Here is a 21,299-nt window from a genome sequence, read left to right as displayed (position 1 = left end):
TTTTATCAGGATTTCATTAGATTCGGGTTGATTTCTTTTGTTTTCTTTGGGGAGGCGATCCTTTTTGACGCTTTAGATCCCCCTGGGACTTAGGAAGAGATTTATTAAATTCATTCAAATAGATTTAACTCCGAAAGATAAAAGAAGAGGTGGATAATGCAACGTTAACTATTATAGATAAAGGAGAATTTTGCAGATGATTCGGAATGTACATGTGATTTTTAAAACACATTTGGATATAGGTTTTACAGACCTTGCTGAAAATGTCATTGATCAATATGTTAATTTATACATTCCAAAGGCAATTACGCTTGCTGAGGAATTAGACGCCGCTGGTGGTAGTGAGAGATTTTTGTGGACGACGGGTTCTTGGCTTATAAGCCACTATTTGAAGGTTGCTACTATAGAAAAACGAGAAAAAATGGTTCAAGCAATTAAGAATTGTCATATTGCTTGGCATGGACTCCCATTTACCACTCACACCGAACTGCTTAATCCAGAATTATTGGAGTATAGCTTATCTATTTCTGAAAAGCTTGACGAAAAATTTAATAGATCAACGATTACTGCAAAGATGACGGATGTTCCGGGGCATACAATTTCTATGGTTCCATACTTGGCACAGCACGGAATTGAATATTTACACCTCGGTGTCAACCCGGCATCTAAAGTTCCAAATGTCCCAAAATTATTTCTCTGGAGAGCAGATTGCGGATCAGAAGTCATTGTAAACTATGCGGGTAATTACGGAGAAGTCGTTCAGGTGGATGGTTTAGAAGATGCTTTAGTTTTTGCTCACACAGGTGATAACTGTGGCCCCTCTTCACCAGATGATATTCGAAAGCAATTTGAAGATCTAGCAAAAAGATTTCCGGGTGCTAAAATTCAAGCATCTACAATGGATGCTTTTGCAAGAAAATTGCTCAAGGTGAAAGACAAATTACCTGTTGTTACAGAAGAAATCGGTGATACCTGGATTCACGGGGTAGGAACGGATCCGTATAAACTGGCGAGCTATCGTGAATGTATTCGATTACGATCCCGGTGGATTTGTGAAGGTAAACTTGTTCAAGGTACAGAAGAATACGAAAAGGTAAGTGAAAACTTAGCATTGATTGCTGAACATACGTGGGGTATGGACTTGAAGAAATATTTACCTGATTTCACGAATTATTCAAAGCCTGACTTTGTAAAAGCGAGAACAAAAAGCAGTTTTGACAATAATATGATTCTTGATAAATACGGGTACATAGGAGCTTTCGCCATGGATGAAATGGATGAAAACTCCAAAGAACTTTTCTGTAAAAAGGAAAAAAATTATAGTTATAAATTATTTGAGAGATCATGGAGTGAACAAAGAGAATATGTGAACAAAGCAATGGCTGCATTAGAAGAGGAAAAGCAGTCAGAGCTGGAAAAGGCTTTAGTAAGTATAAAAGAAGGCCCAAAAAAACTGGATGATAGCGAAGCATTAAATATTAGAGAAAAGTATCAATTGGGGAACTTCGAAGTTTCTTTTGATTGTAATGGCTCTATTAATTTATTGCGAGATAGTAAAGGGAAACTATGGGCAGATAATCAACATGTACTTGGGCTTTTTTCCTATGAAACATTCGGACCTGAAAATTATCATCATTGGTTTAAGCATTATATGAGTAACCTAAAACAAACTCATCCTTGGGCAGATTCAGACTTTGGAAAGCCGGGATTTGAATATTCTGAGCCGACTCCAGAGCATCATCTCTACGAACCTGGTGTACAATCGCTTCAATTGATAAGAGGTTCTGAAGAAGATCTTGTTCAAGTAAATATGGTTATACCTGAGTTTGCTATACATCATTATGGAGCGCCTGAGAAGGTCGTTATTGAATACTCATTTAGTAAGTTGAATGATGATATTAAAGTTGTTCTGTATTGGGAGAATAAAGAAGCTAACAGGTTACCTGAAGCAAGCTGGTTTTCATTTAACCCGATTGTCGACAATTCTAATCAATGGAGGCTTCATAAGCTCGGTTCCTATGTTTCACCACTAAATGTAGTAAAAGACGGAAACCGTAACTTACATGCAGTGGATAAGGGGGTATTATATAAGGGAACAGAAGGCAAGATTGAAATGGATACTCTTGATGCTGCTCTAATATGTCCCGGGGAACGAAAATTGCTTCGATTTGACAATAACTTTGCCCCTTTAGACGGAGGAATGCACTTTAACCTGCACAATAACATTTGGGGTACAAACTTTCCGATGTGGTATGGAGATGATGCAAAGTTCCGGTTCCATTTATCTTTTGAAGGGTACCTGTAGGGTCCTGGATATCGCGTGACCTCATCCAACGCGTTAACGCGATGGGGGAGGGCATCTTTTTTCAAGGAAGGTGTTTGTTTACCACCACGTTACATCTTTTTACATTATAAGTAATCTAATTAAACGTTTATTTAAAGTGAGAAGAATATCGAAAGGTGCCTGACCCCCACTGAGTTAATGCTGTACCGCGGTGGGGGTCAGGCACCTTTAAGTGGAATATAGTATAATGATAGATAAATAGAATGTGGAAGAGTCTTAAAAAAACGTTGACTGGCGTATTTTAAGGAGAGAATATGACAAAGAAAAATATTGTATTTTTCAACATAATACCGATCATTCTTGTCATGGGGACAATTTTCATTGCTTCTTCTCAATCTTCAGAACAGCAAGATTTGAGTCCGATAATAAGCGAAATCTCTGATGAAAACAGTTTGAGGGAAGTGGCAGGGGCAGTTATCCAAAGGCTTGATGGTTACCTGGAGAGGGTAATTACCTTTGCCAAAGACCATACGTCGATAGTCCTGGGTAGTGTTTTTGTTTTTGCTGCTAGCGTAGCTTTGGTTTTCTACCGTTTATTCAGGTCCTCTGATTCAAGATTGAAAAAGGTTATCAAATCTATTATTTATACATGCGTCCTCTTCACTTTTTTTGCTATTTTCCTGTTCTTTATAAAAAGTGAAGCGATCATTGACATGATTAGAAGTCAAGCCTCCTTTGATCACTTAAGAGGAATTCTAAATAGGATCGACTTTATGTACGCCGGGCATGAGGTTAATGTACAAAGCTGGGGAGTCAACGGGTTAATTGAATTTCTACTCCGCAAATTTGCGCACTTTTTTCTATTTGGACTACTAGGCTTTTTCTTATACTTGGCGATCTTTAAAGTAAGTCGCAAGGTTACTGTATCTTTTATACTTTCTGTACTATTCGTATTGCTTTATGGAGCCCTGGATGAATATCGCCAATCTTTTATTCCATCGCGCTCAGCTTTGGTTGAAGATGTCATTTTAGATACGGTTGGAGGTGTATTTGGGGCGAGCATGGCTTTCGTGAAGAATTGGATTTCAGAGTGGTTTAGGAAAAGGTGACTTGTTCGATTCGGACATACACTTTTCAGCACCAAAGCTTAGTTTCATTAAAAGTAGTGGATCCCTTTTGGTGGTTTACAAGTGCTTGTCATGATATGTTAAACAACCACCCTTCATTTTGGTTGCTGTTGCAGTAAGATAGTGCATTTTCCCAATACTTTTTAAGCGTTTTAGACATAAATCAACACCTAGTTACATTTTCCTATATTTAAATAAACGTTTGTTTAAATTAAAAAATAATCTGGTATTTCATAGAAACATGTTGGTGCCTGACCCCCACTGCGTTAATGCTGTACCGCGGTGGGGGTCAGGCACACTTGTATTTGATGCTTCCTATCAAGTGAAAAGTGAAGGAATACCACATTATTTAGAAATCCTAATTATAAATCGATACTCCACAATCATGGTCCGATCACTAAGAAAGGTGCAATTTTAAACAAGTGCGTCCATTAACTGTAAAACAATTTATCCTCAATTTATTATTCGATACAACCTATTCACTGCCTCAGGTATCTCCTCCGTTTTAATTGTTGCAAATCCCATTACAAGACTGATACTCGTTTCATCTTTCTTATATTTACTATCTAAATTAAATCGTTCGATAGAATAGATCTCCAATTTTTCTTGCTTTGCTTTTTCGTTAATGTCTTCATACCTTTTATTTTTTTTAAAGTGTGCAAGAAAATGAAGACCTGCTGGAACATTTTTAATTTCTATATCATCCTTAAAGGTTGCTTGAAGCTGTTTAATTAACAGTTTACGTTTCATTTCATAATGATGATTCATCCGCTTGATATGTCTTTCGTATTCGCCACTCTCGATAAAGTAATGCAGTGTAAAAAGACTGAATGAATTACTACCTTGGATCCAGTTAGAATAAAAGTTCCTATACTCTCTTAAGAGTTTAGGAGGTAAGACAATGTAACTGATTCTGAAACTGGGTAGGAGTGTCTTTGAGAAAGTACCCGTATAAATGACTCGATGATGTCGATCCAGGCTTTGTAAAGATGGAATATTATCTGTTCCATATTTAAATTCACTATCATAGTCATCCTCTACAATATAACGGTCATTAGAATGAGCAGCCCAGTTCAATAATTCTATCCGCCTTGAGATTGGCATAATGATACCAGTTGGGAATTGGTGAGAGGGAGTGATAAATAATATTTTAGGGTTAATAGATTCAATTTCTTTCATATCTATCCCTTTTTTATCGAGATTAATGGGGGCAACATCAAATTTCATGCTTTTTAGTAAGGCATGTATACGAGAATAACCAGGGTTTTCGATGGCAACTTTCGTATTCCCTTTTAGTAGTGTCATGAATTGGCGTACTAACGGTTGAGTTCCTCCCCCAATGATAATTTGTTCCGGTTCACATTTCACACCGCGGGTTAACGCAATCATACGAGAAATTGTTTTTCTTACGATGTATGGTCCTTGGGGACTGGTGATTTCTGAAAGCTCCTGTCTATGGTTTTTTATTGCTTCATTTTGACACTTCAGCCATTTTTTAAATGGAAACATAGAAATATCGGAAGTCATATGTGACAGGGAAAGCCATCCCCCTTTATCATGATGTTGTTCTTTTAAATCAATGGGGAAATTAACAGCCCTTGCTTCATGTTGATCAATATATTGCGTTATATTTTCTACGAAATATCCTTTTCTTTCAATGGTGTAAATGTATCCTTCTGCTAAGAGCTGTTCATAGGCATTTGAAACCGAATTAACACTTACATTTAATTGCTCAGCTAAATTTCTTTTAGAAGGTAACTTCTCATTCACCGTTATTTTTCGTTCTAAGATAGATTTTTTTAATTCCTCGTAAATCTGTTGATAGATATGTTTTGAATGTCCTTTTTTAACAATTTTAAGAAAAATCATGAGCTACTCCTTTCAACTGGTCCCTAATAAAAACGAAATCTGGTACTTTTCATTGTACCAATGAATTGTCATAATAGTCTACATATTAGAAAGTGAGGGATTAATGATGGGAAAAACCGAGGATTTACAATATAAACGAGCAAAATATGTACCAAAGGGTGTTAGTAATGGGAACTTAAATATTGCTCAATATGCTTCTGGTGCTACGATTACCGATATGAATAATAATGAATGGATAGATTTTGCTGGTGCGATTGGAACATTGAATGTTGGGCATAGTCACCCTAAAATAACGGAAGCGGCCACAAAGCAGGTGGAGAAGTTTTTGCATCCTGGTTTTAACGTGATGATGTATGAAGGATACATCAATCTTGCGGAAAAATTAAGCGAAGTTACTCCTGGTACTTTTGATAAACAAACCATACTCTTAAATTCAGGAGCAGAAGCAGTTGAAAATGCGGTTAAGGCCTCTCGTCGATATACGAAAAGGCAGGCAGTGGTTACGTTTACTCGTGGGTTTCATGGAAGGACGAATTTGACAATGGGGATGACAAGTAAGGTCAAACCATACAAATTTGGATTTGGCCCATTTGCACCTGAGATTTATCAAGCGCCATATCCTTACATGTATCACAAAGATGATCATGTTTCTGATGAGGACTATGTGAATCAAAAGATTGAAGAGTTTAAGGACTTCTTTATTGCCACGGTAGCTCCAGAAACAGTGGCTTGTGTGGTGATGGAACCTGTTCAAGGTGAAGGTGGTTTTATCATTCCTCCAAAAAAGTTCGTTCAGTTTGTAGCCTCATTCTGTAAGAAGCATGGGATTGTATTTGTAGCAGATGAAATTCAAACAGGATTTGGTCGTACTGGAAAGTTGTTTGCTATAGAACACTTTGATGTTGTTCCTGACTTGATGACAGTCTCCAAATCATTAGCTGCTGGCTTACCTTTAAGTGGAGTTGTCGGTAAAAAGGAAATTTTAAATGCAGCAGAGCCAGGTGAATTAGGTGGTACTTTTTCTGGTAATCCAGTAGCATGTGCTACTGCGTTAGCTGTATTAGACATTATCGAGGAAGAAGGTTTATTAAAAAAATCAGAGATCCTTGGGCAAAAAATGGAGATGAAGTTACAAGAACTATCTGAAAAGCATGCCTTCCTGGGGGAGATTCGTCGTTTAGGTGCCATGGTTGCCGTTGAAATCGTCACGAATAGAACTGAGAAAGCACCTAACAAAGAGAAAACGGCTAAAATTATTAAATATGCAAATGAAAACGGTTTATTATTACTCGCTTCTGGTTTAAAGGGAAATGTCATTCGCTTCTTAGCACCGTTAATCATAACAGATGAGGAATTATCGAAAGGACTCTCTATTCTGGAAAATGCTTTTGAATAATTACAAAGGACGTGGTATGCGTGTCAACTCAGTTTAAAGTAATGAATCCTGCTACAGGAGAACTTGTAAAAAAAGTGAATTACAACACTAAAGAAGAAATTAAACAAGCCTTAGAAAATGGGCATTGTGCATTTAAAAAATGGTCAAAACTAAATGCTCATACACGTTCTAAGCTGTTAAAGGGTTGGTCACAGATCATCCAAGAGAACAAAGAAGAAATAGCGGAAGTGATGACTATTGAAAACGGTAAGCCCTTAAAAGAGTCATTGGGCGAAGTCACTTACGCAACGAGTTATATTGATTGGTACGCGGAAGAAGCAATCCGAATTTATGGACGTACGATTCCGGCTTCTACGGAAACGAAACGGATTGTTGTCACTAAGCAACCTATAGGATTGGTTGCAGCGATTACTCCGTGGAACTTCCCGGCAGCGATGATGACGAGAAAAGCAGCACCAGCATTAGCAGCTGGATGTGCATTCATCGTTAAACCTGCGGAAGAAACGCCACTGACGACAATGAAGTTAATCGAGCTTGCGCATGAGGTGGGTATACCAAAAGACGCGATCCAATGTGTAAATGGAAAAGGACCTGAAGTTGGCGCCTTATTCACGGATAGCGAGTATGTGCGGAAAATTACGTTTACAGGCTCTACACCAGTAGGGAAATCCTTAATTCGAAATAGTGCAGATACGGTTAAACACGTTACGATGGAGTTAGGTGGCCATGCGCCCTTGATTGTCGCGGAAGATGCGGATCTTGACTTTGCGGTGACGCAAACGATTCTTTCTAAATTTAGAAATGCTGGTCAAACGTGTGTATGTGCGAACCGTGTAATTGTTCATGAAAGTATTGTCGGTGTTTTTTCTGAAAAATTAACGGAAGCAGTCAACAGGTTAAAGGTCGGTAATGGTATGGATGAAGAAACGGATATTGGTCCAATTATTCACGAAAAAGGTTTTCTTAAAATCGTTTCACAAGTAAAGGATGCCATCGAGAAAGGTGCCGAGGTTTTGTTAGGAAATAAGTACAATGCTGATAAAGAACAGGGTTACTTTTTTGTTCACCCTACAGTGTTAAAGAATGTGGACACGACGATGAACATCATGCAAGAGGAAACGTTTGGTCCTATTGTTCCTATTACAACTTTTAAAGAATTAGATGAGGCTGTCGACATTGCAAACAGTACCCCATATGGCCTTGCTGCTTACTTCTTTACCAATGATTATAAGGTAGGAACGTACCTCCATGATCATTTAGACTTTGGAATCATTGGCTGGAATGATGGCGCACCATCTGGAGCACATGTTCCGTTCGGTGGAATGAAAGAAAGTGGCCTTGGTCGCGAAGGTGGTTCAGAAGGCATTGAGCCGTACTTAGAAACGAAATACTTATCGATTGGTCATTATGATCAATAGTTTTTAACAGTATAGAGAGAAAGTAGCGTGTTAAATAGGGGGAATGGTAATGCCTAAACAAAAACAAGAATTAACGAAAGTTTTATCTCGTTTAGATGTATTTGTTCTTTCCATCGGCGCCATGCTTGGGTGGGGGTGGGTTGTGTTATCGGAAAGCTGGCTTACATCTGCCGGCTCTCTTGGAACAGTCATTGCTTTTATGATAGGTGGTCTTTTGGTTACATTTGTGGGCCTTACATATGCTGAGTTAGCTTCTGCAATGCCGAAAGTGGGTGGAGAACACGCTTATGTACATCGTGCCATGGGAGATAAGGCAGCCTTCATTGCCTCATGGTCAATTACGTTAGGCTATGTATCGGTGGTTGCTTTTGAAGCGGTGGCTCTTCCTACTGTTATTGAGTATATTTTCCCAAATTATCAAGTTGGGTATATGTGGTCGATTGGTGGATGGGATGTCTATGCATCTTGGGTTTTAGTAGGTGTAGGTGGCTCATTATTTGTTACCGCCATTAACTATTTTGGATTAAAACCAGCAGCAAAGGTTCAAGTTATTTTAACTGTTAGTATAGTGTTAATTGGATTAATGTTAATTTTCGGTTCGGCTATTGGCGGTGATAGTGCGAATTTCCAACCACTTTTCATAGGTGGCGCTAGTGGCATCATGGCTGTTTTGATCATGGTCCCCTTCCTATTCATAGGGTTTGATGTCATTCCACAAACAGCAGAAGAAGCAAATATTCCACGTAGAGATATCGGAAAATTACTAATTTTGTCCGTTGTTTGTGCAATTGTGTTTTATATTATGATTGCAATTGGTGTTTCGTTAGCGTTGAATACAACTGCACTTTCTACGACGCAATTAGCAACCGCTGATGCGATGACGGTTATATTCAGCTCCTCGTTTTTCGGAAATTTACTAGTCATCGGTGGAGTGGCAGGAATCATGACGAGCTGGAACGCATTTATCATCGGTGGGAGTCGCGTGATGTATGCGATGGCACAGTCAGGAATGCTTCCTCGCTGGTTTGGACGACTTCATCCGAAGTATAACACGCCTTCCAATACGATCCTATTTATTGGTGCAATAGCGGTCCTTAGCCCGCTACTTGGTCGGCCTGCGTTAGTATGGTTTGTTGAAAGTGGTGGCCCGGCAATTGTGATTGCCTACCTATTTGTTGCCATTGCGTTTATACTCCTGCGAAAAAGAAATCCGCAAATGGAAAGACCTTATGTCGCTGGTAAAACGTCAATCGTTGGCTGGATTGCGCTGATCTTAAGCATCGGATTTATAGTTATTTATTTACCAGGAATGCCGGCTGCATTGTCAGGCCCGGAATGGGTCATTTTTGGTGGTTGGTTCCTCATTGGATTCTATTTCTTTGTTCAAATGACGAGAGGGAAGTACAAGGACGATGTAACAGAAACGAAACAAAACGTACAAATGTAAAAGGTGCCTGACCCCCACTGCGTTAATGCTGCGCAGCGGTGGGGGTCAGGCACCTCTTTTACTATTCAACCCCTATTAAAAGTGTTAATGTTATGAATAGTAGGTGAATTTTGTTTTTTATAGAGGGATAGAAGGGATTTTTGAATGAATAGATAGTTATATTATTTTTTAGGAGGCGAATCTATGAAACACAGAAATTTGATCAGGATGGTTTCCGTATTGACTATTTTTTCTTTGTTGGTTGCGATAAGCCCGTTTTATACAAGTGCAAAAAAATATGACGGGGATGTTGATTCTGTAGCTACAGGCACAGATGGGATGGTTTCAACCTCTCATCCTATTGCATCCGAGGTTGGAGCAGATATACTTAATAAAGGTGGAAATGCGGTTGATGCCGCGGTTGCTATTCAATACGCACTAAACGTTGTGGAACCGATGATGTCAGGGATTGGTGGCGGCGGTTTTATGATGGTTTATGATGCTGATTCAGAGGATGTTACGATTGTAAACAGTCGAGAAAGAGCACCAGCAGGAGCAACACCGGATATGTTCCTCGATGAAGAGGGGAATGTTATTCCATTTCAACAGAGGGTAAGACACGGCACTTCTGTCGGTGTTCCAGGTACACTGAAAAGTCTTGAGGAAGCACTTGACCGGTGGGGTTCAAGGCCACGGCAGCAGTTGATTACACCTGCTGTTCAGCTTGCCGAAAAGGGCTTTGAGGTCGATGGACAGCTTGCTCAGGCTATTAGAAGTAATGAAGAAAAGCTCTCCTTAACAGCGGCTGCAGATGTATTTTTACCAAATGGTGAGCCTATTCATGAAGGAGACTTACTCGTGCAGTCGGATTTAGCAGATACTCTAAAAAAGGTTCGCACCCATGGAAACGATGCTTTTTACCAAGGTGAAATTGCCGAGGCGATTGCTGATACTGTACAAGAATTCGGCGGGACCATGACTGCAGAGGATCTTGCTAATTATGATCTGACAATTGATGATGCAGTGTATGGAAACTATAAAGATTATTCAATTGCGAGTATGCCACCACCAAGCTCAGGTGGTACATTCCTCATCCAAATGCTAAAAATCTTAGAAGACTTTGATTTGGGACAATATGATGTGCGTTCTGTTGAAAAATACCATTTACTGTCTGAAGCGATGAGGTTAGCCTATGCAGATAGAGCAGCCTACGCAGGCGACCCTGAATTCATTGATGTACCGGTAAATGGGCTCCTTCACCCAGAATATATTGAAGAAAGAAGTTCACTGATCTCACTCGATTCTGTCATGGCTGATATACAACCAGGAGATCCGTGGAGCTATGAAACGGGGTCTGCAGACTACGAAGTGGAAGCTTCTGAACATGATGTAGACAGTCAACCAGGGGAAACGACTCACTTTACTGTTGCTGACCGGTGGGGGAATGTTGTATCTTACACAAGTACGATAGAGCAAGTATTTGGTTCAGGTATTATGGTTCCCGGACACGGAATCATGCTTAACAATGAATTAACCGATTTTGATGCGAGACCAGGCGGGGCAAATGAAGTTCAGCCTAACAAACGTCCTCTAAGTAGCATGACTCCTACGATGGTACTTGAGGATGGGAAGCCAGTATTGACGCTCGGTTCACCTGGTGGACCAAGAATTATAACAGCTGTGCTCCAAGTGTTCCTTAATATCGCTGAGTACGGTATGGATCTTGAGGAAGCGGTTCAGGAGCCGCGTATTTATAATACTCACACAACCGAAACGTGGTGGGAAGATGGAGTACCTGCAGATGTGCGAGGGCAAATGACCGATATGGGGCACCGGCTGCAGTCAACTTCGAATCTTGTAGGAAACGTACAAACGATTTTAATAGACTATGAAACAGGCGAATATTATGGCGTCGCCGATGAGCGCAGAGAAGGATCTGCTATTGGCATTAACAGGCCTGGTAAAGGCGGAGGTGGAAAAGAATAAAATAAGAAGCGAAAAACAGAGCCGTATGATGTTGTGACAGTGGCTCTGTTTTTTATGTTCAGATGTGAATAAGTCATTTCATAATACACCCTCTAAAGGTGAGCCTTTTTTCAAATGACGGAGTCGTCGGTGGAGATGGTATTGATCCTCAAAAAGTCAGGAAGACATGGTGATGCAGGAAACCGTTCTTTTTATGAAAACCCAGAAGTAGATGACCTCATCGAATAGGCAAGACGAGAAAGTGATCAAGATAAACGAATTGAATTATATAACCAAATGCAAGAAATTGTAGTAGATGATGCACCCATGGTCTTACTAAGACACGCAGAATATGTAGCTGCTGTTGGCGATGGAGTAGAAGGATTCTGGCTCCACCCATCATTGAATGACGTAACGATAAACTAACAGTATTGTTTTGTAGGGGTCTTTCTTTGAAGGTGCCTGACCCCCACTGCGTTAATGCTGCGCAGCGGTGGGGGTCAGGCACCTTTTATTTTCGAATTCGAACTTTGGTGTCGAACTCTATTAAAGCGTTTTTATTTGTTAGTTGATTTCCAAATACATTATAGATATTGAGGTTGTCAGGTAGTGTTAATGCTAATGAGTATGCTCTTGGGGGGAGGTCTGGGAGTGTGGTTTCGAATACGAATTGTTCATGTGCATGATGACTCAATAGGTCAAATGTTAAATCGTGTCCTGCGATCGTGCCTTGGATTGAGCGGTTACCGGAGAGCATCACAAAATCATTGAACTCAATTTCGACTTGGATTTTGTCACCAGGCTGATAGACGTTTGACTCTGAAAGGAGCAGGGAGACCGCTTCGATTTCGGGATCAGGGATGTCTGCTTCACGATCCCACTTCAGAAATGGCGTGTTGAACTTGATGAAGTCCATTTCCGTATTCGCCGTACCTTCGTAAAAGAGACCAATATCTCCATCAGCTAAATTGGTCAAACTTGAATAACCATATGCCCCTTCTTTAACAAGCTGCTCATAACGCCACTCTAATTGATAATTTGTTTCCCCATTTTCGTAGGTTCCATCTTCATCAATGAGGCCTACGCGAACGGTTCCGTTGACTCTGTTTGTCGGGTGATTCGCGCTTGAGAAAATAACAGCTTCTTTCCCATCAATTTGTCCATCATAGCGAATCGCAGACATTTGACTGTATGGGGCAACTAATGCTTCCTCGGTTTCGACTTCTTCGTGCCAAGTTTCTCCACCATCAAAGCTTGTTGCAATCTGAGCGTATCCAGAATAGTTTCTCATGAACATTTTCAGCTGTCCGTTAGGCATTTCAACAACTTGAGCTTCTGTAATCTCATGGTCAGAGTTTGTAAAATCTTTTTCATTGATCGTCTCTCCGTTTTCTAATACTCTGCCTTCATTAGGAGATTCACTTCGGTGCCAAGTTTCACCATTGTCGTCACTGTAGATGACAGCACTTGCTTGTCTGTTGTTATCATTTAGAAAGTAAGTTGGGAAAATTAAGCGGCCTTCATGCTCCCCTTCTGTTAACTGGATTCCGTTCCCTGGGCCTACTCCTAAAAAGATCATCCATTCTTCTTTTGTTTGCGCGTTTAAATCAACAGGTCCTGTCCAGTTTTCTCCTTCATCATCACTGTAATAAAGCTCAAGATAAGAGGTTTTATGTGGTTTTAAAGGAGTCGTTTCACTGAAAATGTGATCGATTTTTTCACCATCTACATAAAGGTTGCGACGTTTGTCGACAGTATAATTGGTCGGCTCACCGTCTTCATCATAGACGACACCTTCTTCGCGAATTGTGTACTGTTTTTCTTCTTCGTCAAGTAAATACATATAGTACTCGCCATCGATTTCTACAAACCCCGTTCCTTTATACGCATTGTTTCCAAAGCCACCCATCAAACCCGCGCCATCTGGAAAGCCATCAACGAGAGCAAAAATGCGTTCACTTGATTTGTCTTGTAAAAAAGATAAATCGATGTTGGATGCTTCGTCCGGGTAGGCATTAATAATGATCCCGTCTTCCTCCCAAGTTTCACCTTGGTCAAAACTTCTTCTTAAGGCAGCGTGAATATCATTAGGAGAGTCCCCACCATGATTTACTCTCCGGTCAATCCCTGCCAGAAGAGTCCCTTGCTTCGTATAATATAGAGAGGGAATTCTGTAATTATTAGAGTCCATAAACCCAGGATAAAAGATGGTGGATGGATCCGAGACATAGGCATCATCAGGCATTGGTGTTTCAATTACTTCTGATTTTGTTTCACCCGTGACATCCTTTAAGTAATCATCACCAAGAGGTTCAAAATAGATTTTAGCAAAATCAATGTCTCCATTGAACAGGTACTCGTTTCCTGTAGAGCGCTCGGTTTTTCCTAATTTAGCGCTATTTGGAGCATAGATGTTGTTTAAGAATTTAACAGGGGAGTTAGAATCGATATGAACCATTTCGCCGTTTAAAAAATACTTGTAGCCTTCATCTTGATCGACAACCATCGCAAGCGTGTGAACTTGATCCTCGTTTAATGACACAGAACCGGATTGGATATGCGTGTTGCTATCTGGATAGTCAGGTCCTTGGTAACGATTTTCACTTCCAATTGCCCCTGGGGAAATGTATAAGTGGAAATGGCCGTTTGGAAGCGTGTTGTTACTCAGTGAGAATAATGACATAAAGGAGGAGCCAGTATAACGGAAGCGAACAATGATGGTCCCCTCTTCTAGTTCACTAAGTTCATCAGCGTATTCATCCAAATCAACGTTTTCACCAGCGGAAATTTGCTTGTTTTCAACTTTTAGTAATGGATTCGTATGATCATCACTTGCGCTTACATCCGTCAAACCTTTCACGGAAAACAGGGGAACTAAAAAGAGTAGAACAAGTAACGAGCATAGCTTTGTTTTTGACTTCATTGATTTCCCTCCAAGTTAAGTAAAGTGGCCGTGCATTAAATCCAGCTACGATCCCCCTCTCTAATCATATGAGTAAATATTCTGAAAACTATCAATGTAAACGGTATCACTTTTGACAATAACGAGTCAATAAAAAATAACAAAATGGAGTAAACTCCACACAAAGCACTAAAAAAGGTGCCTGCCCCCCGCCGCGTTAATGCTGCGCAGCGGTGGGGGTCAGGCACCTAATACAACTTACTGGATATGACTTCGGCTACTTGCTCTTTGTTTATTTTTGCTTGGTCGTATATTTTCATCGTGATGCCGGTACATAGGAGGTCGATGATAAACAATTGTGAGACTTTTGACACGAGAGAACCGCTGTCTAAGGGGTTCTCTTTTGCTGATGTCAAGAGTACGTGATCGGAATATTTTGTTAAGGGTGAGTTTGTATAATTGGTAATAGCGATGACCTTTGCATTGTTTTCTTTGGCATGCTTTACGGCATCTACCGTATCTTTGGTGCTGCCTGTTAAACTGATGGCAATCACGATTGATTGGTCATTCATTGAAACTGTTCGAACGACTTGCATATGAGAATCCGTAATCACTTCGATATTTTTACCAATCCTCATCAAGCGGTTTTGCATGTCGAGTCCGGCGATTCCAGATGAAGAGATGCCAAAGACAACAATGTCATTTCTGTCTGCTATTAGGTCAATACTTTTTTCCAACTCGTTAATATCGACTAGCTGTTCTGTATTCTCGATCGCTTGTACCATATTATTCTTTACTTTATCAATGAACGTTTCATCTTGATCTGTCTTTTGAGATGAGGCCAATTCTTGTGCGAGAGCAAACTTGAAATCTTGGTAGCCTTTATAGCCTATTTTCCTGCAAAACCTCAGTACCGTTGATTCTCCGGTTTTGCAAGCGAGAGCAATTTCAGTGAGTGACTGATAAATAACATCTTCAAAATGATCAAGAACGTATGCGTATACTTTTTTTTCGGACTTGGTAAAAGACGTTCTGTTTTTTTCCATTAAAACTGTAAGTCTAGGTTGATTTCCTCCAAATAACTCCTCCGTTTGTGTCACGTTAAACACCCTTTGCCGTTTGATAAGTTAATTTCATGGTACATGAGTGGAATATTCTTGTGAAGTTTATTGTATCATTAATTATGGAGTTTTGCTCCAAAATATAAATACATGTTGACTAGTTATATCCTTTTTGATAATATTTAGACAATAATTGAAAGCGCTTAAATTAGGAGGGTCTATATGAAGAAAATTATCACGGCATTACTCACTCCTTTTGATGAAAAAGGACAATTGAATGAAAGCGGATTGCGTCAGCTTGTTCGCTATAATATTGATGAGATGAAGGTCGACGGCTTATATATAGGAGGGTCGACAGGAGAAAGCTTTCTTATGAATGAAGCGACAAAGCGAGATGTGTTTCAAATTGTCAAAGATGAAGCGAAGGATCACGTCATGCTCATCGCCCAAATTGGCTCGCTTGATATTGATGAGGCGATTCGATTAGGTAAAGAGTGTAAGGAATTGGGTTATGATGCATTATCTGCGATCACCCCTTATTACTATAAATTTAGTTTTGAAGAGATCAAGAATTATTACGAGCGGCTTACGAGAGAAACGAATCATTCAATGCTCATTTACTCGAACCCTGCTTTCACTGGTGCACAATTTACGATTGAACAATACGGTGAACTGCTCGCAATCGATCATGTCATGGGTGTGAAGTACACCGATGTGGATCTGGCCAAATTGTCCAAGCTGAAAAGCGCATATTCAGACAAGGTATTTTATAGCGGTTCTGATGATATGGTTTTTCAATTTGCTGAGTCTGGAGCGGATGGTGCAATAGGGAGTACCTATAACATAATCGGTCTTGAGGCAAAAAAAATTTACAAGCTTCTTGAGGAAAAAGAATTGGAGCAAGCTCACCAAATGCAGCTCCAAATGAATGACATTATTGACACTCTTCTAGAATTAGGTGTCTATCAAACAATCAAGCATGTACTAAAAGAAAAAGGGATAGAAGCTGGTTTTATGAAGTTTCCATTCAAAGAATTGAACCAGCGGGAAAAAGAGCTTGCTACGACACTAGTGGACAAGGTCGATACGAGTAAGCAACAGGTATAAAAGGACGGAGAAAGGTCCGGCGAAAAATAGCAGTTGCAACGAAACGAAGAGGGAAGCTATGTCTCTTTCCAGCCATACCGACTACGTATCGTTCTTCCGCATTGATCAGCCCTTTGAACACGTACTACATGTATTGGAGTTGGAGATATGAATAATCAGTTAATCATTTCCTGTCAGGCATTAGAAGGGGAGCCTCTTCACAGCCCTTTTATTATGTCAAAAATGGCTCTGGCTGCTTCCGAGGGAGGAGCAGGTGGTATCCGAGCGAATAGTGTCCTTGACATCCAAGCGATTAAACAAGAGATAGACCTGCCAATCATCGGAATTATTAAACAAGATTATAAGACTAGTGATGTCGTCATCACGCCGACAATAACTGAAATAGAAGAGTTATATAATGAAGGAGTTGATGTCATCGCTTTTGATGCGACGGATCGCATTCGTCCTGACAATGTGACGTTAGAATCCTTTGTAGCTTCTGTAAAACGTAAGTTCCCGAACCAAAAACTAATGGCAGATATATCGACTTTGGAAGAAGCGCTCGTCGCTGAAAAGCTCGGAGTCGACTTTGTAGGTACCACACTTGTTGGATATACCGAATACACGAAAAATGATGAACCGCTTCAGGTTCTAGAAGAGGTTGTAAAGCAAATCTCGGTTCCAGTCATCGCAGAAGGAAATATAAACACACCGGAGAAAGCGAGAAGAGCCTTGGAATTAGGGGCAAGCACCGTCGTTGTTGGCAGTGCAGTCACTCGTCCTAAATTTATCACTGAGTCGTTTCTTAATGAAATGATTAAACATAGTGAACTAAATGAAAAGGGGAGCTTAAAATGAAAAAGATGCTTCGAATGATGGCAGTGGGGATGGGGTTGACGGTTTTGGTTGCATGTGGAAGTGATGATGATACTTCAACAGATGCTGATGCAGGTACTGACGAAAGCAATGGCGAGAACAATGAAGCCGCAGCTGAAGGCGATGAAGTCAAACTGCAGTTTGGCCTCGTAGCAGGAACGCAATCTAATGAATATAAGGCAGCACAGTTTTTAGCAGAATATGTGGAAGAAGAAAGTGATGGACAATTTACAATTGATCTTTTCCCGGATTCTCAGCTCGGTGATGACCGGGCAATGCTCGATCAACTTCAGGACGGCACGCTCGATATTACGTTTTCTGAAACGGGACGATTTGGAATTTGGGTACCAAAAGCTGAAATTCTTGGACTACCTTACATTGTCGATGGATTTGATCACTTAATGCGTGTCCTCGATGATACCGAGTATGGTCAAGAGCTACATGAAGAGCTGATCAATGATTTTAACCTTCGTGTTATGGATACGGCCTATAATGGCACGCGTCAAACGACATCAAACCGCGAGATCAATTCACTAGCAGATATGGATGGATTGAAGCTGCGTGTACCTGAAGCTCAAACACTTTTGGATTATGCTTCTTATACTGGGGCTTCACCAACACCAATGGCATTTACAGAAGTGTATCTTGCCCTGCAAACAAACGCTGTCGATGGTCAGGAAAACCCGTTATCAACCGTTGAAGCAACGAAGTTTTATGAAGTTCAAGATTACTTGGCGATGACAAACCACGTTGTAAACGATGCCAACTATGTCGTTTCGGAAACAACTTGGTCTGAGCTTTCCGAAGACTACCAGAACCTGTTAGCTGAAGCGATTCAAGAAGCGGCTGAGTATCACACAGATCTCTTTGAAACGGAAGAAGCTGAATTGCTTACTTATTTTGAAGAACAAGGGGTTACGATTACGAATCCTGACTTAGATGATTTTAGAGAAGCTGTATCTGAAGCCTATCCAAGCTACCTTGATGAAATTGGTGAAGGTGCAGAAGATTATATGGATCAAATTGAAAGCGTGCGATAACAAATAAACGGTGCAGGTGGGTTGTGTGATGAAAAAACTCTTTGATAATTTTGAAGAATTTGTGGGCGGAAGCTTGTTCATCGGAATGTTCATTGTGTTGGTTATGCAGATCTTTTCACGGCAGTTTTTAAATCAGCCGTTGGTCTGGTCAGAAGAACTAGCGAAGCTGATCTTCATTTACGTTGGATTATTTGGCGTCACTGCTTGCATTAAAGACAATAGCCATGTGGCAATTGACTTCTTTGTGCAAAAGCTCCCACCTGCATTTCAAAAAGGTATTCATGTGTTCAATCAAGTGCTGATTTTAGCCACTTTGGTTACGATTTTTATCATTAGTATCCGGATTACTGGAAGACAGGCTCCGATCGATATTGTTTCGTTACGTATTTCATATATATACATGTATATTGCCTTACCGATTTTTTCTCTATTGATGATCTTCCGGCAAATTCACCGGAACGTCAAGGAATTTTCTATCTGGAGAAAAACGAAGAGTGGGGTGATGTAGATGAGCGTGACGGCAATCTTTATAATCTGGCTATTTCTTTTATTAATCAGTGTACCTGTAGGGTTTTCATTAATCATCGTGGCGTTTCTCTACTTTATGACAGGTGATTGGAATTTGGTTTTCCCATCTGGGGCCCGGCTGATCTCTGGAATTGATAGTTTCGCCCTGTTAGCTGTTCCGTTCTTTATCTTAACGGGTAGTTTAATGAACTCGTCGGGAATTACAGACCGAATTTTTACTTTTGCTAGGTCGCTTGTCGGCCACTTTACTGGTGGGATGGGGCACGTCAACATTATGGCGAGCTTGATGTTTTCTGGGATGTCCGGTTCAGCTCTCGCGGATGCAGGCGGCCTTGGTCAGCTAGAGATCCGGACGATGAGAAAAGCGGGTTATGATGATGACTACAACGGAGGATTAACGGCTGCTTCAGCAATTATTGGACCACTTGTTCCGCCGAGTATTCCGATGATTATCTATGCGATCATTTCAAGTCAATCCGTTGCGAAGATGTTCTTAGCGGGGATTATTCCTGGTATTATCACTGCCTTTGCCCTTATGAGTGTCGCTTACTTTTTAGCGAAAAAAAGAGCGTATCCACTTATCCCAAGAGCTACTGGCAAAGAGTGTCTTGTTAGTTTTGGCAGGGCGTTTTGGGCGCTTATGACCCCTGTAATCATCATCGTCGGGATTTTTTCAGGGTACTTCACGCCAACAGAAGCAGCGGTCGTAACGACAGTGTATGCGATGATTTTAGGATTTTTCGTGTACCGGGAACTGACGATGAAAAAGCTGTTTAAAAACGTGATAGATTCATTAAAGCTAACAGGCGTTGTTGTCCTTATGATCATGGGTGTGGAGTTTTTCGGACAGGTCATTGCACGTGAACAAGTACCAGCACAAGTAGCTAACTTTTTCTTAAATGTTACTGAAAATCAAATTCTATTACTCTTATTAATTGTAGCATTGTTACTAGTGTTAGGAACGATCATCGAATCTCTCGCGCTGCTGATTTTACTCGTACCCATTTTAGTACCGGTAGCAGTGAACGCTGGGGTCGATCCGATCTTCTTCGGTGTCCTTGTAATCCTAACATTGATGATCGGTATTCTGACACCACCAATGGGTATGGCACTCTTTGTCGTAGCCAGGGCCGGAGAAATACCAGTGGGAACGATTATTCGTGGTGTTATTCCATTCTTGATCCCGCTATTTTTAACTTTAATTTTACTCATTCTTTTCCCAGAAATAGTGATGTTTTTACCAAATCTGTTTGACTAGACTATCCTAGAAATGAGAGTGATAACGATGAACCTCGCAGCAATTGATATAGGTGGAACAACGATAAAATATGCTGTCGTTACGGATCGAGGGGAGATTCACTATCAATCTCATGTCCCGACTCCGAAAACCGGAAAAGCGGATATGCTCGGGCAACTAGATGAGGTCGTGAAACAGCTTCAGGGATTAGCGGATGTTGAAGGAATTGCAATCAGCTCAGCCGGACAAATCAATAGTCAAACAGGGACAGTAGTCTATGCCACAGAAACAATACCAGGGTATACAGGGATGAATGTGAAAAAAGACCTGGAAGCACTGACGAATCTTCGTGTCACTGTCGAAAATGATGTTCATTGTGCGGCGTTGGGCGAGTATTGGCAGGGCGCAGCAAAAGCCTCTAAGCACTTTCTTTGTTTGACCATTGGAACCGGAATTGGAGGAGCCATTGTGATAGATGGCTCTCTTTATCACGGAAGCTCCTATTCTGCAGGGGAATTCGGGCACATCACGCTTTATCCAAATGGTCTACCTTGCACGTGTGGAGACGAAGGGTGTTATGAAATGTATACATCAAGTCTTGCGTTAGAAAGAAGGATTGCCGATCGGATAGGAGGTCGAGAGGTGTCCCTCCCAGCGCTTTTTGAAGAAGCGAAAAAAAGCGATGCAATGATAGAAGAAGTGATCGATTCGTGGGCGAACGATGTTGGCGCAGGTTTAAAAACGTTGATTCATAGTTTTAACCCTGATCAAGTAGTGATAGGTGGAGGTATTTCCGCACAAGGGGAGTACCTGATATCAAAGATCAGACAAGCCACCTACCCTCGGGTTATGACATCGTTTAGCAAAAGCTTGCGGATTGATATCGCCAAACACGCGAACAATGCGAACCTTTACGGAGCGGTTTATTGGTTTTTGAAAGAAAGTAATGAAGGTGCCTGACCCCCACTACGTTAATGCTGCGCAGTTGCGGGGGTCAGGCACCTTCGTTTTTGATTTTTCTGAAAACTTACTGTATAATCATGGCTAAGAAAACGCTTGCACAGGAATGAATGAACTTCTATGA

The 21,299-nt window shown here is 40.7% G+C and carries 16 protein-coding genes; 13 read left to right on the top strand and 3 right to left on the bottom strand.

All coding sequences use genetic code 11. The features are described 5' to 3' along the window. The first annotated feature begins 196 nt into the window (after positions 1–196). Entirely contained in the window at positions 197–2,305 is a 2,109-nt protein-coding gene (locus CDZ94_RS11660; RefSeq protein WP_245415732.1) for a DUF5054 domain-containing protein, read from the top strand. Between the two features lie 293 nt (positions 2,306–2,598). Continuing rightward, the gene (locus tag CDZ94_RS11655) at positions 2,599–3,393 is read left to right on the top strand and encodes a VanZ family protein (RefSeq protein WP_096437216.1); all 795 of its coding nucleotides are present in this window, start codon (positions 2,599–2,601) and stop codon (positions 3,391–3,393) included. Between the two features lie 471 nt (positions 3,394–3,864). Here CDZ94_RS11655 and gabR read toward each other — a convergent pair whose 3' ends face one another. Then, a complete protein-coding gene (gene gabR, locus CDZ94_RS11650; RefSeq protein WP_096437214.1) occupies positions 3,865–5,280 on the bottom strand; it encodes a MocR-like transcriptional regulator GabR in 1,416 nt (471 codons plus the stop codon). A gap of 106 nt (positions 5,281–5,386) precedes the next feature. Between gabR and gabT the strand changes: the two genes are divergently transcribed. The 5 genes from gabT (at position 5,387) to CDZ94_RS21840 (ending at position 11,911) form a co-directional block, all read left to right on the top strand. Next, positions 5,387–6,676: a 4-aminobutyrate--2-oxoglutarate transaminase gene (gabT, locus tag CDZ94_RS11645; RefSeq protein ID WP_425352564.1), complete on the top strand. Its 1,290-nt coding sequence runs from the start codon at positions 5,387–5,389 to the stop codon at positions 6,674–6,676. 20 nt (positions 6,677–6,696) lie between these two features. Further along, positions 6,697–8,094 (top strand): NAD-dependent succinate-semialdehyde dehydrogenase, encoded by a 1,398-nt coding sequence (locus CDZ94_RS11640; RefSeq protein WP_280951852.1) that lies wholly within the window; start codon positions 6,697–6,699, stop codon positions 8,092–8,094. Between the two features lie 49 nt (positions 8,095–8,143). Next, positions 8,144–9,541, top strand: a complete 1,398-nt coding sequence (locus CDZ94_RS11635) for an APC family permease (RefSeq protein WP_096437210.1) — start codon at positions 8,144–8,146, stop codon at positions 9,539–9,541. Between the two features lie 183 nt (positions 9,542–9,724). Next, entirely contained in the window at positions 9,725–11,506 is a 1,782-nt protein-coding gene (ggt, locus tag CDZ94_RS11630) for a gamma-glutamyltransferase (RefSeq protein WP_096437208.1), read from the top strand. A gap of 276 nt (positions 11,507–11,782) precedes the next feature. Beyond that, a complete protein-coding gene (locus tag CDZ94_RS21840; protein ID WP_280951851.1) occupies positions 11,783–11,911 on the top strand; it encodes a hypothetical protein in 129 nt (42 codons plus the stop codon). 85 nt (positions 11,912–11,996) lie between these two features. Here CDZ94_RS21840 and CDZ94_RS11625 read toward each other — a convergent pair whose 3' ends face one another. Next, a complete protein-coding gene (locus CDZ94_RS11625; protein ID WP_096437206.1) occupies positions 11,997–14,408 on the bottom strand; it encodes a sialidase family protein in 2,412 nt (803 codons plus the stop codon). 227 nt (positions 14,409–14,635) lie between these two features. Further along, complete coding sequence (locus CDZ94_RS11620; RefSeq protein WP_232735690.1) at positions 14,636–15,487, bottom strand: MurR/RpiR family transcriptional regulator; 852 nt, start codon at positions 15,485–15,487, stop codon at positions 14,636–14,638. 183 nt (positions 15,488–15,670) lie between these two features. Between CDZ94_RS11620 and CDZ94_RS11615 the strand changes: the two genes are divergently transcribed. From CDZ94_RS11615 to CDZ94_RS11595, 6 genes are all read left to right on the top strand, one after another. Beyond that, positions 15,671–16,555 carry an N-acetylneuraminate lyase gene (locus CDZ94_RS11615; RefSeq protein ID WP_096437204.1) on the top strand — a complete coding sequence of 295 codons (885 nt, stop codon included), beginning with the start codon at positions 15,671–15,673 and terminating at the stop codon, positions 16,553–16,555. Between the two features lie 147 nt (positions 16,556–16,702). Beyond that, positions 16,703–17,392, top strand: coding sequence for an N-acetylmannosamine-6-phosphate 2-epimerase (locus CDZ94_RS11610; RefSeq protein WP_096437202.1), 690 nt, complete (start codon positions 16,703–16,705; stop codon positions 17,390–17,392). Further along, positions 17,389–18,450, top strand: coding sequence for a sialic acid TRAP transporter substrate-binding protein SiaP (locus CDZ94_RS11605; RefSeq protein WP_096437200.1), 1,062 nt, complete (start codon positions 17,389–17,391; stop codon positions 18,448–18,450). Before CDZ94_RS11610 ends, CDZ94_RS11605 begins: the two co-directional genes overlap by 4 nt. 28 nt (positions 18,451–18,478) lie before the next feature. Continuing rightward, positions 18,479–18,958: a TRAP transporter small permease gene (locus CDZ94_RS21705; protein WP_100832666.1), complete on the top strand. Its 480-nt coding sequence runs from the start codon at positions 18,479–18,481 to the stop codon at positions 18,956–18,958. Continuing rightward, positions 18,959–20,236 carry a TRAP transporter large permease gene (locus CDZ94_RS11600; RefSeq protein WP_100832667.1) on the top strand — a complete coding sequence of 426 codons (1,278 nt, stop codon included), beginning with the start codon at positions 18,959–18,961 and terminating at the stop codon, positions 20,234–20,236. A 27-nt stretch (positions 20,237–20,263) separates the two neighbouring features. After that, positions 20,264–21,175: an ROK family protein gene (locus CDZ94_RS11595; RefSeq protein ID WP_157812104.1), complete on the top strand. Its 912-nt coding sequence runs from the start codon at positions 20,264–20,266 to the stop codon at positions 21,173–21,175. Positions 21,176–21,299 lie beyond the last annotated feature (124 nt).

The sequence above is a fragment of the Alteribacter populi genome (genome assembly GCF_002352765.1).
GTDB classification, from domain to species: Bacteria; Bacillota; Bacilli; order Bacillales; family Salisediminibacteriaceae; genus Alteribacter; species Alteribacter populi.
This window is presented reverse-complemented; position numbering and strand designations above follow the sequence as displayed.